14 protein-coding genes are annotated in these 12,571 nt (G+C 59.0%); 4 read left to right on the forward strand and 10 right to left on the reverse strand.

What is annotated here, in order from left to right; translation table 11 throughout:
* Positions 1-21: 21 nt before the first annotated feature.
* Positions 22-948 carry a carboxypeptidase-like regulatory domain-containing protein gene (locus Q5H92_RS10510; protein ID WP_305011471.1) on the reverse strand — a complete coding sequence of 309 codons (927 nt, stop codon included), beginning with the start codon at positions 946-948 and terminating at the stop codon, positions 22-24.
* Positions 949-1,113: 165 nt separating this feature from the next.
* On the opposite strand from Q5H92_RS10510, the gene Q5H92_RS10515 reads away from it, so the two are divergent.
* Both Q5H92_RS10515 and Q5H92_RS10520 read left to right on the forward strand, forming a co-directional pair.
* Positions 1,114-2,061, forward strand: a complete 948-nt coding sequence (locus Q5H92_RS10515; RefSeq protein WP_305011472.1) for a pectinesterase family protein — start codon at positions 1,114-1,116, stop codon at positions 2,059-2,061.
* Positions 2,062-2,142: 81 nt separating this feature from the next.
* Positions 2,143-3,096, forward strand: a complete 954-nt coding sequence (locus Q5H92_RS10520) for a pectinesterase family protein (RefSeq protein WP_305011473.1) — start codon at positions 2,143-2,145, stop codon at positions 3,094-3,096.
* 97 nt (positions 3,097-3,193) lie between these two features.
* Here Q5H92_RS10520 and Q5H92_RS10525 read toward each other — a convergent pair whose 3' ends face one another.
* A complete protein-coding gene (locus Q5H92_RS10525; RefSeq protein WP_305011474.1) occupies positions 3,194-4,132 on the reverse strand; it encodes a D-2-hydroxyacid dehydrogenase in 939 nt (312 codons plus the stop codon).
* 187 nt (positions 4,133-4,319) lie between these two features.
* Positions 4,320-5,129, reverse strand: coding sequence for an SDR family NAD(P)-dependent oxidoreductase (locus tag Q5H92_RS10530; protein WP_305011475.1), 810 nt, complete (start codon positions 5,127-5,129; stop codon positions 4,320-4,322).
* A 204-nt stretch (positions 5,130-5,333) separates the two neighbouring features.
* On the opposite strand from Q5H92_RS10530, the gene Q5H92_RS10535 reads away from it, so the two are divergent.
* Complete coding sequence (locus Q5H92_RS10535; RefSeq protein ID WP_305011476.1) at positions 5,334-5,993, forward strand: hypothetical protein; 660 nt, start codon at positions 5,334-5,336, stop codon at positions 5,991-5,993.
* Between the two features lie 254 nt (positions 5,994-6,247).
* On the opposite strand, the gene Q5H92_RS10540 is transcribed toward Q5H92_RS10535, so the two are convergent.
* The 7 genes from Q5H92_RS10540 to Q5H92_RS10570 all read right to left on the reverse strand — a co-directional run bounded on the left by Q5H92_RS10540 (position 6,248) and on the right by Q5H92_RS10570 (position 11,616).
* Positions 6,248-6,514, reverse strand: a complete 267-nt coding sequence (locus Q5H92_RS10540) for a barstar family protein (RefSeq protein ID WP_305011477.1) — start codon at positions 6,512-6,514, stop codon at positions 6,248-6,250.
* Positions 6,515-6,538: 24 nt separating this feature from the next.
* The gene (locus tag Q5H92_RS10545; RefSeq protein ID WP_305011478.1) at positions 6,539-6,748 is read right to left on the reverse strand and encodes a DUF8507 family protein; all 210 of its coding nucleotides are present in this window, start codon (positions 6,746-6,748) and stop codon (positions 6,539-6,541) included.
* 11 nt (positions 6,749-6,759) lie between these two features.
* Entirely contained in the window at positions 6,760-6,942 is a 183-nt protein-coding gene (locus tag Q5H92_RS10550) for an MmcQ/YjbR family DNA-binding protein (RefSeq protein ID WP_305011479.1), read from the reverse strand.
* Positions 6,943-7,558: 616 nt separating this feature from the next.
* Positions 7,559-9,370, reverse strand: a complete 1,812-nt coding sequence (locus Q5H92_RS10555; protein WP_305011480.1) for an ABC transporter ATP-binding protein — start codon at positions 9,368-9,370, stop codon at positions 7,559-7,561.
* Between the two features lie 61 nt (positions 9,371-9,431).
* The gene (locus Q5H92_RS10560) at positions 9,432-9,899 is read right to left on the reverse strand and encodes a hypothetical protein (RefSeq protein WP_305011481.1); all 468 of its coding nucleotides are present in this window, start codon (positions 9,897-9,899) and stop codon (positions 9,432-9,434) included.
* 323 nt (positions 9,900-10,222) lie between these two features.
* Entirely contained in the window at positions 10,223-10,945 is a 723-nt protein-coding gene (locus Q5H92_RS10565; protein WP_305011482.1) for a hypothetical protein, read from the reverse strand.
* The gene (locus Q5H92_RS10570; protein ID WP_305011483.1) at positions 10,942-11,616 is read right to left on the reverse strand and encodes a hypothetical protein; all 675 of its coding nucleotides are present in this window, start codon (positions 11,614-11,616) and stop codon (positions 10,942-10,944) included. Before Q5H92_RS10570 ends, Q5H92_RS10565 begins: the two co-directional genes overlap by 4 nt.
* 175 nt (positions 11,617-11,791) lie before the next feature.
* Here Q5H92_RS10570 and Q5H92_RS10575 point away from each other — a divergent pair, with 175 nt between their 5' ends.
* Entirely contained in the window at positions 11,792-12,412 is a 621-nt protein-coding gene (locus Q5H92_RS10575) for a M949_RS01915 family surface polysaccharide biosynthesis protein (RefSeq protein ID WP_305011484.1), read from the forward strand.
* Positions 12,413-12,571 lie beyond the last annotated feature (159 nt).

Here is a 12,571-nt window from a genome sequence, read left to right on the forward strand (position 1 = left end):
CGGTTGGTCGGGCTTTTTTTATCAAATGCCTTTGTAGAAATACCGGCTCACGGTCAGGGAAACCTCGGCGTATTGCCGAAGGTAGTTGCCTTCGATGCCTACCTGAAAATGTCTGGCGAAAGGGTGGGTTAACTGGCCTTGCCATTGCCAGAAGGTGGGCCAGCGAGTGGCCTGGGCCGTGGCAAACAGACGAAAGGGATACGGCAGAAAGTCGTGCTGCAAACCGAAACGATAGCCGTAGCCGTGTTCGGAAGTTGCATCGGATTGTAACGATTGGTAACGGCCGTACCCTGCGCCGAGCAGCAGGATAGGCATTCGGAGATTTCCAATCCGATATTTCTGCAGCTTGGCGGTGGCCGTGTAGCTGCTGAAGCGAAGGCTGGGCGCTACGGCCTTCAAATGCTGATAGTTAATTTCCTCGTTCACGGTTATCCTGCCGTATTGCTTAATGGGCGGTAAGACCAACCCGAGTAACAGGCTGTGGTTTCGGGAAAAGTTGGTTTGGTAGCTGCCGGTTGCCGAGATGGGGAGGTGGAGGAAATGACGGCCGCCCAGCAGCAGCGTGGCACCAAAGGGCGCATAGCGGGTGCCGCTGCTTAGCCCAACCCCCAGATACGGGTAGTGCATCACCCCGGCATCCGCAACCAGACTATTTTTATCCGGCATTAGGCGAACAAGTAGACTACTGCCCGCTGCCACCCGCAAGTGCTGTGAGAAGTAGCCCGAATAGTGAAAAGTGAGGGCGACACTGTATAACGTTTCTGGTACGGTGAGGCTGAAGCCGCCCTCCGCATCCGAAGAAATACCGTTGAGAGTGCCGGTTTGCAAGACGGTAACGCCGGGCAGGCCGGCCCCGGACCTGGCATCGAGCGCCCGGCCGGAAACCGTGGTTTGGGCAAAGGCGAGGAATGGAAACAGGTAAATGCAGAGGAGTAGGAGTAAGCGCACACGGGCCGGCTAAAGAGGTTTGACGGTATGCTGATGCCCGAACCGGCCCGATTGCACAGGGGTGGAAGTGAAAATGAAGGGAACGGGTCGGGAACGATTGCGCAGAAAGTCCGTGCTTCCAGCCCGAGCAGCCGCTAGGTTTGCACCTGACTTTTCCGCCAAACCATGAAGAATCTAATGTTGCTGGTGCTGCTAAGTGGCCTTTCGCTGGGCCGCGCCTTTGGCTACGATTTTGTGGTGGCGCAGGACGGCTCCGGCCGGTTCCGCACCGTGCAGGAAGCGTTCAACGCGGTGCCCGATTTCCGCAAGAAAGTCACCACCATTTTCATTAAAAAGGGCCTTTACAAGGAGAAGCTAGTGCTAGCCGGCTCCAAGCAATTCGTGAAAATCATTGGCGAGGACCGGGACAAAACCATCCTGACTTACGACGACTACAACCAGAAGAAAAACATCTTTGGCGAAGACAAAGGCACCTCGGGCTCGGCCAGCTGCTACATCTACGGTACGGATTTTTCGGCCGAAAACCTGACGTTCCAGAACTCGTCGGGGCCGGTGGGACAGGCCGTTGCCGTGTGGGTCGATGGCGACAAGGCGGCCTTCCTAAACTGCCGGTTTCTGGGGTTTCAGGATACACTGTACACATATGGGCGCGGCAGCCGGCAGTTCTACAAGAGCTGCTACATCGAGGGCACTGTGGATTTCATCTTCGGCTCCAGCACGGCGTGGTTTGAGGACTGCGATATTTTTTGCAAAAAGGGCGGCTACGTTACGGCCGCCAGCACGCCCGACACGGCGCGGTTTGGCTATGTGTTCAGCCGCTGCCGCATCGCTGGCGACGCGCCGACGGGCAGCTTCGGCTTGGGCCGGCCCTGGCGGCCCTACGCCAAAACCGTGTACCTGAACTGCACAATGAGCGCCGTGATTCGGCCCGAAGGCTGGGACCCCTGGGACAAGGAATCGAACAAGAAAACGGCTTACTACGCCGAATACCAGTCAAACGGCCCAGGTGCCGGCCCTGGTAAGCGCGCTCCTTGGTCGCACCAACTCACCGAGGCGGAGGCCAAGGCGTACACCCGCGAAAGCGTGCTGCACGGCTGGCAGCCGCAACCGTAGCGTGTGCTCTGCAAGTCCGCACCTGCCCGAACGATACCCGCCACGCGCGGACTCGCAGAGTCCACGCTACATCCTTTCCCAATGAAACTGCTGATTCTTTTGTTGCTGGCCGCTGCTCCGGCCTTCGCCCAGACCGCCCCCAAAGCCGGCCCCATCACCGTGGCGCAGGACGGTACCGGCACCTACCGCACCGTGCAGGCGGCCGTGGACGCCGTGCCCAACCAGTCGCAGCAGGTGGTCACCATCCGCATCAAAAAGGGCACTTACCGCGAGAAACTGGTGGTGCCCACGCTCAAAACGCATATCCGGCTGGTGGGGGAGGACCAGGCCAACACCATCCTCACCTTCGACGACCACACCGGCGACGCGGCCGGGCACAACACCTACACTTCGCACTCGGTGCTAGTGCAGGGCAACGATTTTTCGGCCGAAAACCTGACGTTTGAAAACACGGCGGGCTACACCGCCGGGCAAGCGGTGGCCCTGCATGTGGAGGCCGACCGCGCCACCTTCACCAACTGCCGCATGGTGGGCAACCAGGACGTGCTGTTCCTGGCCACCGACCACACCCGCCAGTATTTCAAAAACTGCTACATCGAAGGCACGACCGATTTTATTTTCGGCGCCAGCACGGCCGTGTTCGACCATTGCACCATTCTGAGCAAGAAGAATTCTTTCATCACGGCCGCTTCTACGCCACCTCAGCAGACGTTTGGTTTTGTGTTTCTGAACTGCAAACTGCTGGGCGACACTGCCCGTGCCAAAAAGGTGTACCTGGGCCGGCCCTGGCGCCCCAACGCCCGCGTCGTTTACATCAACACCGAAATGGGCAGCCACATTGCCGCCGCCGGCTGGGATAACTGGAAGAATCCCGAGAACGAGAAAACAGCCTTTTTCGCCGAATATCATTCCACTGGCCCCGGCGCCAACCCTCAGGGCCGGGTGGGCTGGTCGTATCAAATCACGGCCGCAGAAGCCAAATCGTACACGCTCAAAGCCATTTTTGCGGCTAGTGAGCCGTGGCTGCCGAAGTAGCGGAGTAGTGGATTGGCGGGATGGCGGATTGAAGGAAGGCCTGTAATTGCGAGCGCAGCGAAGCAATTACAGAGGACATTTCAACCCACCAACCTACCTAATACCCTTTGCTCAGCTCCACCAGATTCTCTAGCGGCTGGCCGTTGTGGAGCTGCTCTAGGTTGTGGAGCAGCATGTCGACCTTGCTTTCGTCTTCGAGGGCCTGGCCGCCGCCGGTGTGCTGGGTGAGCAGCACGTTGGGCAGGCTCCAGAGCGGATTGTCGGCGGGCAGGGGCTCAATGGCCGTCACATCGAGCACGGCACCGCCGAGGTAGCCGGCTTGCAGCAGGCGCACCAGCTCCGGCTCGTCGGTGGTGTTGCCGCGGCCCACGCTGGCATAGATGCTGCCCGGGCGCATGGCCTGCACCAAATCGGCCGAGAAATAGCCTTCGGCGCTGCCGGGCAGGCAGTTTACCACGATGTCGGTTTCGGGCAGCACGGCCTTCAGTTCTTCTTTGGTGTGGAGCTGGGCCGAAGGGTCGGTGCGGGCCAGCAGCTGCACCTGGCACTCGAAGCCACTGAGCTGCTGGCGCACGGCTACCCCAATGGCGCCGGCGCCCAGCACCACCACGCGCTTGCCGCGCAGCAGGCCCGCGCGGTTGCGCACGAAAGCGCCGCCCACCCATTTTTTCTGAGATTGCAGCACGGCCAGTTCGGGCAAGTGGCGGTAGAGGGCCAGCAATCCGCCCACCATGGTTTCGGCGCAGGGCCAGGCAAAGAAGTCGCCCATGTTGGCCACCGGAATGGGCAAATGCAACTGCCGGTAGCGCTCGAAACCGGCCGAGTCGATTTGCCAGAAGCGCAGCAGCGGCGGCGCGCCGGCCGCAAACCAGGCCGGTGGTGGGTTACCCATCAGCAGGGCGGCTTCCTGAAAGGCGGGAAACTGCTGCTCGGCGGGCAGGTCGTGGCAAAAGGTGATTTCCAGGCTAGCCGGTGCCAGCCGCTGCAAATGCCTGCGGGCCGAAGCGCTCAGGGGAGAAAAAACAAAAAGACGCATGCGGGAGCCGCTCAAAAGGCGGCAGAATGGAGGAATGGCGAAAAACGGAAACGGGGCGGCAAAGTTGCCGCCCCGTCGTAGTGAGGTTTCAGAGCCGCCGTACCGTAGCGCGAACTTTGTAGTTCGCGTGGCACAGCAACACCCGAACGGCGCAGGGCACGCGAACTACAAAGTTCGCGCTACGGGCCTAGCGGGCGCTTTCGTCGCCGTCCACAGGCGCGCTCTGCTTGTGCACCTGGGCGGCCACCAGCGGGTCGGGCATCACCTTGCTGAAGCCCACCTGCACGTTGTTCATCACGCCGGCGATGATGCGGTGTTCGCCTTTCATCAGGGCTTTGTAGCCTTCTTTGGCCACGTCGGCGGGCTCCATGCCGCTGCCGTCGGCTACGTTTTTGGCCTGCGTCATGTGGGCTTTGTTGAAGAAGTCCGTCTTCGTGACGCCCGGCAGCAGGTTGGTGATGGTGATGTTTTTCGATTCTTTGTTTTCTTCCTGAATGGACTCCACGAAGGAGTTCACGAAGGCTTTGGTGCCGTGGTAAACGGACTGCAGCGGGCCGGGCAGCTCGCCCGCGATGCTGCCCACAAACAACATCTTGCCCTCGTTCCGGGCCTTGAACTCCTGCAAATACAGCTTGGCAAATACCACGTAAGCACCAATGTTGAGCTGAATAATGTCCAGTTCGCGGTTGATGTCGGTGGTGTCGAAGGTGCCGTACTGGCCCTGTCCGGCATCGTTCACCAGCACGTCAATCTGCGTGCCTTTGGCCTTGATTTCGTTGTAGACCTCGAACGGGGCCTCGCGCTTGAACAGGTCCTTGACGATGGTCGTGACCTTGACGCCGAATTGCTGGCGGATTTCCGACGCGGCTTTGTCGAGCAGGTCGGGCTCCAGGGCCACGAGCACGAGGTTGTATTGGTCTTGCGCGAAGCAGTTAGCCAGTTCGCGGCCGATGCCGCTGCTAGCTCCGGTGATGAGGGCGGTTTGTTGGGTTGCCATTAGGTTGTGGAAAGGTTAGAATGTGGAGTATTTCCTAACGCTTTCAGCGGGGCGGGGTTATGGTCGGGCTTTAATTTGCCGGAGTAGAGACGCATACTTGCGTCGCGTTGTTGAACGAAGCAAGCTGCTGCTCAACGACGCGACGCAAGTATGCGTCTCTACATCGCCCTGACGACTTTCAACACCGTTTCCTGATTCGTCCATATGTTCTCCGACAACCTGGCCGCTTTCACGCGCAACTCGATGTACCTGCCCGACTTGGCGCCCGATGTGGCGTTTCTCATCAAGCCGGACTTTTTTTACGGCAACTTCCGCAAGCCTGAGCCCGGCGACCTGCGCAACAAAGTGGTGAAGCTCTACCAGCCCCGCCAAACGCGCAGCGGGCACTTGGTGCTCAGCGCCGCCGCGCTGGGGCACGAGGCCGAGTTGGCGCGCTACTACACCTCGGTGGTACAGGCCGCCGCGCTGCACCGCAAGCAGCTCAAAGACCAGCGGCACTACTTCTGGATTCGGCCCGTGCTGCTCAGCCGCGGCGAGGCGGTGCTCACGTTTCCGTGGTACGACACGTTTCCCGAGAGTGCCTCCCTGCTACAGGGCCTGATGGACCCCGTGCCCGAGGGCATTCTGTACGATGATATGGACCAGGGCTGGAGCAGCGCCGCCTATGCCACCGCCGATAAGGTGTATTTCCTACAAGGCGACGAGGGCGGCCGCCGGGTGGACACCGCCGTCTGCACCGACCGGCCGCGTCTGCAGCACGCGGCCGGCCTGGCCCTGGCCCGCACCCGGCAGGTGCTGGAGGCGCTGGTGAAGCAGGTGGGGGAGGACTATTGGCGGTTTCGGCCCAACGTACCGAAATGGTGAAACAGGGCAAATACGCAAAACAAGACAAACACGAAAAACAGGGCCTATTTGACGGTTTGCAGGCCCTATGAGCGAGTTCGTAAGGCCTATGTGGCGGTTCGCAGGCTCTATGCGTCGGCCGTGGGGCCTATGTGGCGGTGTGCAGGCTATATGAACGGGTTTGCAGGTCCTACGGGGCGGTTCACAGGTCCTTACCAGCCATTTGCAAGGCCTATGAAGAAGTTTGCGGGGTGAAACTGCGGTTTCACAGCCTCTTACGAAGCCAGCAGCAACTGCTTGCCGGATTTTTCCTGGGGGTAGTGGACGATGATGTCGCGCAGGATGGCCATGTCTTTGGGGCAGGCGGCGGCGAAAGTTTCCCAGTTTCGTAGCACCACGGTGTCGGGCATTTCGACCACGGCGATGATGGCATCCCAGAAGGCGTCCCAGCTCACGCCGTACCAGTCGGGGAAGTGCAGCTCGCGTTTCATGAGCATGTGGAAGGCGGCTTTGGTGTCGATGTGGGCGAGGTCGATGGTCATGGTCTTGCTGGCGCGCGTATTCAGCTACTGGTTTTCCTCGTTCAGCCAGTCGTGCATGGTTTGCGCGGTCCAGCCTTGCTGCTCCCAGGCGTGGTCGGCCAGCCTGGTGAGGCGCTGGGCGAAGTACTGGCCAATCAGCGTATCGATGTTGAGCAGGTCCATTTCGCTGACTTGCCGGGCGTACAGTTTCAGGAGTTCCTGTTGCAGGTTAGTGAGCGGTTGGTTCGGGGACATAGCCAGCGAATTTACAAACCTGCCTGCACCTGCCGAGGCGGGGCGATGAACGAGGCGGTGGGCGGCTGGGCGTCGGGCAAGGTGCTGAGGTACATTTTGCCGCCCACGCTGAAGCACAGGTGCACGCCCCATTTCAGGTCCTGAGTGGTGCCGGGCAGGCGCAGGCAAAGGGCTTGCAGGTCTTCGATGGGCATAGACTAATTTGTTTATTGGCACCAGTCGAATAGATAATTCAGAATTACAGTAGAGGATTTATAAGCACCCAAAGCAAAATTGTAAGCGGTAGAAGAGTAGGCAAGCTCATAAAAATCTTTGGGTTTCTATTTAATTTAGAAGTCCAAAGCATGGCTAATCCAATCATAATAATTGGCAGCATGAGTACACTGTAATAAGGATTGATGCCGATTATGCTTCCAATCATTATAATGATAAATCCAACAATATGCTTCATGCTATTTTATTTGCCTCAGTTTGTGGAAAGCTTTATTGCAAATTTGCTTAAAATAAAGAGTCAGACTTCAAGAAACTGTGTCCAGTATTTTAGTTTATCAAGGACTGAGTAAAAATTATCCAGATATATCGACCACAAAGTAAGGAGGCTGCTAACGTAGACATGATAACTATATTTTTGACACCAATGAATGGAATCTGAGTTTGCTTTGGAAGCAAATTTGCCAGCCAGATGACCAAATTAATGAATAGGCCCAGCAGGTAAGTAGCCACGTAAACGGCACCAAAAATTACCGGTATTGCGATAAGCATCATGATTGTGTAGTATCAATCTCTCACTTAAAAATACCAAACGATTTCTCACGAAGCCGTATCCAGCACCTCGTCTCCGTCGTCGGCCATCGTCTTCGCTAGCTTCTCGATGTTTAGGCTCCGGGCCGAGGCGTCGAAAATCTCGCGGTAGGTGCCGTGGCGGGCGTAGAGCTCGTCGTGGGTGCCGCTTTCCACGAGGCGGCCTTTTTTCATGACGTGGATGCAGTCCGAATCCACGATTTGGGCGAGGCTGTGGGAGATGATGACCACCGTGCGGCCCTGCTTGATGGCGTCGAGCGAGTTTTTGATTTGCTCGGTGGCGATGGCGTCGAGGCTGGCGGTGGGCTCGTCGAGGAAGATGATGGGCGGGTTTTTGAGGAAGAGCCGGGCGATGGCGATGCGCTGCTGCTGGCCGCCGCTGAGCTGCTGGGCATCACTCTGGTACTGGCGGGGCAGGTCCAGAATCTGGTCGTGCAGGTAGGCCTGGCGGGCGGCGGCTTCGATTTGGGCTTGGGTGGAGGTGAAGTCGCCGTAGCGGATGTTTTCTTCGATGGTGCCCTTGAAAATGTGGTTTTTCTGGAGCACCAGGCCGATGCGCTGGCGCAGGGCGTGGGTGTCGTAGTCGGCCAGGGGCTGGCCGTCGAGGAGCATTTGGCCGGAATCGGGGGCGTAGAACTTGCAGAGCAGGTTGATGATGGTGCTTTTGCCGGCGCCGCTGAGGCCGACGAGGGCGGTGGTTTTGCCTTCTTCGATGGTGAGGCAGACGTCGTACAGGGCCTGGGTGCCGCTGGGATAGGTGAAGTCGACGTTGCAGATTTCGAAGGTGCCGCGCACGTCGGCCGGCTGCAGCGGGCCGGTTTCTTCGATGGCGGCGTCGGCGTCGAGGATGGCGAAGAAGCCTTCGGAGTAGGTGAGGGCCTCGTTCATTTCGTCGTAGATGCGGTGGAGCTGCCGGATGGGCGCCGACACGTTGTTGAACAACAAGATGTGAAACATGATGGCGCCGATGGAAATCTGGCGGTCGAGCACGAGGTAGGCCGTGAGGATGATGATGACGACCACGCCAATCTGCTCCACGAAGGTTTTGAGGCCGTCGTAGCGGAAGTTGGTTTTGCGCGTCACCAGTTGGGCATTCACCAGCTTGGCCTGGGTGTCGGCCTGCTTCTGGCCCTCAAACTGCTCGCGCACGAAGCTTTTGATGACCACAATCGAGTCGATGATGCTGATGAGGCCGTGGTTTTTCTCCTCGCGCAGCTTTTGCAGGCCGCGGCGCACGCCCTGCAGGCGGTCGGCCTGCCGGAAGCTCAGCCAGAAATACACCGGCAGAATGGCCAGCGCCACCAGTCCCACCCATTTGTTGGCCACGAACATCACCACCAGCGCCACCAGGGCGTTGGCAAACAGCGGCAGGATGTCGATGAAGAAGTTTTGCACCAGCTTCATGAGGCTCTCCACGCCGCGGTCGATGCGGGTCTGGAGCTTGCCGGTCTGGTTGCCCTCGTCGGAGAAAAAGCCCAGCTCGTAACTCAGAATCCGGCTCACGGCCTGCTGCGACAAGGTGCTGCTCACGTTGATGCGGATTTTCTCGCCGTAGTATTTCTGCCCGAAGGTGATGAAGGTGTTGATGATTTCCTTGCCCAGCAGGATGCCGCTCACGGCGGCCAGCATGGGCCAGCCGGCGGCCAGCGCCTCGTGCCGGTCGAGGAGGCCCTGCACGTTGTCCACGATGTAGCGCAGCACGAAGGGGTTGACCTGCGCGGCCAGCGAGCCCACCAGCGTAAGCAGCAGCGTGGCGATGACCAGCGGGCGGTAGGGCCGCACGAAGGGCAGCAGGCGTTTAATAATTTCCCAAAGGCTCATCTAAGCGGGCGGTAAGTGGAGCCGGTTAGACGGGCGGGGTGGGGGTGGGGTTGTTTTGGGGCTAATCCCGGCTTTTGAGTTCGGTACGAATAGCCTGCACCAAATCAATAGAAGCAGGGCTTCCATCCAGGATATTGGAGTAAGAGCAGTAAGTAGGAAATAAATTGCCCTGCGCTTTATGAAGAAATAAAATATAGGTTTCTCCTGCACTGAACAGCATGTCGCAATTGGAATAAGTGGAGTGTATTTCGATGATTTTACCTGCTTTGTACTTGCCTTTGAAATCTTGTTGAACAATGATTTTTACTGAATATCCACGAGAAACTGTGTCCTGAATACCAATACTGCGCAAAAAGAGATGGTAATCCCTTCCTTCTTTGTTCTTGTCGTCTAACACCGCAATTACTTTTCCTTTGAGCAAGTAAGGAGTGGATTTGATATGCTGTCTAACAGGAGTCATTAGGCAATCACACGCCGAAGCAGCTTGGCTATAACCGACGAAGAGCAAGAGCAGAAATAAGTTTTTCATCCTTGAAAACTACTTTAAGAAACGTTGGAATTAAAAGATGCACGCCTCGATTAAAATGCACATCCCGCTGGCGCTCGTGGCAGGAATCCCAAACTAGTTGTATGCAAAGCCCAACCAGTTGCCCGAAAAGCGAAACCAGTTGCTCTTTTTGCCGAACTCACTCCCTATTTTAGGCAACCAGTTCGTGTCTGACCCAAAGCAGTTGCTCTTTTTGGGCAGCGCACCTCCTGAAAAGGGCAACTGGTTTCGCTATTTAGGCAACTAGTTCGGGTTCGACCCAAACTAGTTGTTCTTTTCAGGCAACCACTTCTGTTTCTCCCCAGCTACTGCTGAAGTAGAAGAGGGGCGCCTACCAACTCCCGCAGCCGGGCTCGGGTCACGGTCTGGTTGTTCCAAAGCGTAGGGTCTTCATACTCCAACAGGGCCAGACTCAGGTCCGATTGCTGGGCCAGCCAGGCCACGAAACCGGCGCGGTCAGAAAACGTGCGCTCCGGCTCCAGGCCGCCTTCCCACACGGGGCCGTAGCAGTAGTGGCCATCCACGAAATCCAGGCCCATGCCGCAGTAGGCCGGGTGGCCATAGCTGAGTCGGCGGCCTTGGGCCAGCGCCTCGGCTACCTGAGCCGCCAATTCGGGGCCGAAGGGCGCGGGCGAAAGCCCCCAGCGCAGGCGTTCACGGTAAGCGCGGTTCCGTTCGGCTTGGGCGGCAGCTTCGGCGGCTTCGGCGTGGGCTTCTTCGATGGCAGTGGTGTGCTCGTAGGTGAAGTTGGACTGGCGCAGGTTCACGGCGATGGCCAGGAAACCGATGCCGCCGGGTGTTTCGGCGGCGTATTGGCGGAGCAGTGCCTGTAGCAACGCCTGCTGGGGCAAAGTGAAAGGATACACGGCTATTTCCTGGCCGCTCTGGTGATGGCCCCGGGCATCATAGATTAAATCCTGGGGCGTGGGCTGCATCTGGAGGCGTCCGCCCCAGCACTCCGATGAGGTGAAAAGCTCCGTCAGCGCCTCGTTGAGACGGATTTGGGTGGGCGTGAAATCAGGGTTCATTGGACGAATGTTTCCAGCCGCTGCCGGGTGATGGTTTGATTGTCCCAGTACCACGGGTCTGGCTCTTCCGTACGTGCCAGGGATTGGTCTGATTGCTGGGCCAGCCACTGCACGAAGGCCGCCCGGCTGGCAAATATCTGCTGCGGCTCCTCGATGAAATCCCCGTCGTACAGCTCACCATAGCAAAATTGCTGGTTGCGGTAGCGAAGGCCCATGCCGCAGTAGTCGCGGTGCGAAAAAGCCACCGCCTGGCCCTGGACTAGGGCGTCGGCTACTTGCCCGGCCAGCACGGCGCCGTAGGGCGTGCGGTCGCGGCGCCGGTTTTTGCGGGCCCGTAGCTCCTGCTGCTGCCCAGCTGCGGTGGCGGCGGCCTGTTGCACCGCACTGGTGAACTGCCAGGCGCAGTGGCCACTTTCAACCTCCACATCGACAGTTAGGCGGGCGCTGCCGGCGGGGTGGCCGGCTGCAAGATAATCGGCCACCAGGCGGTTAAACAGCCGGTCATTAAAATCCCAGAAAAACAGCGGCTTGCCATCGGCCCGCTCGCCGGTGAGGCTAAATTGGGCCGCGGCGCCATCCACGGCAAAGCGGCCGCGCACGCAGCCCGCCGCGCGCAGGCGGGCTATCAGCAGGTCATTGATGGGACGTTGGGTGTCGGTGAGGGTAGCCACAGAAAAAGGGAGAACGATGATGAAAGCAACGACGCAGAGCAAGGAATGCGGCACCAATTATTCAATCGTGAAGTTGCGCCACCTGCCGCGCAATAAATAACAGAAGCCAACACGACCTGCAATCGCCAACCTTTGCCTGCCCAGCTACGAATAGCTGATTAAATTCCTCCATACCATGCGCTACGTTTCGCTGTTGCTTCCGCTACTAATGCCGCTGGCCGGCCGGGCCCAGGTGAAAACCACTCCGCTGGCCCCCGCCGCCGTGCCCGCTAGCCTGCGCCATGCCGGCAAGGTGAAGCAGGCCCTACGCTACACCGACCGCACCGGCACCTACTGCGTGCTCACCACCGAAACCGGCCCCGTGCGCGCCGCCAAGCCCGATGACGGCCAGCGGGCCGACCTCTACGCCTACCAGTACCAGCTGCCCGCCACCGGCGCCTCCACGCTCAGCTGGCAGGTACACGATTTTGTGCCCGATTGCCCGCTCGACCTCGAAGCCCAATTCCTCCCTGGCAGCCTCACCGTGACGGACCTCGACCAGAACGGCACCGCCGAAGTCTGGGTCGTTTATCGCACCACCTGCCGGGGCGACGTCAGCCCCAGCACCCAGAAAATTATCATGCGCGAAGGCGCGAAAAAGTACGCCGTGCGCGGCAACAGCCGCATTCAGGTAGGCGCCAAGCAATACGACGGCGGCGACTACCAGTTGGACGCTGCCTTGCAGACGGCCCCCGCCGTGTTCCGGCAGCACGCTGTGAAGCTGTGGCAGCGGTACATCAGCGAGAAGCTGGAATAAAGGAAATTGGTCCAGCGGCATTCGGTTCATAGCCATTCAAAAAGAACGTCATGCCCATCTGGCGTGGGGGGGGGCGGAGGGGCCCGCGGGGGGAAGGAAGGAAATTGGCAGGCGGCGGGGAAGCGTCGGGTGCGCGGGGGCCCGGGGGGGGGGGGGGGC

This window comes from Hymenobacter mellowenesis (assembly GCF_030581005.1).
In the GTDB taxonomy this organism is placed as follows: domain Bacteria; phylum Bacteroidota; class Bacteroidia; order Cytophagales; family Hymenobacteraceae; genus Hymenobacter; species Hymenobacter mellowenesis.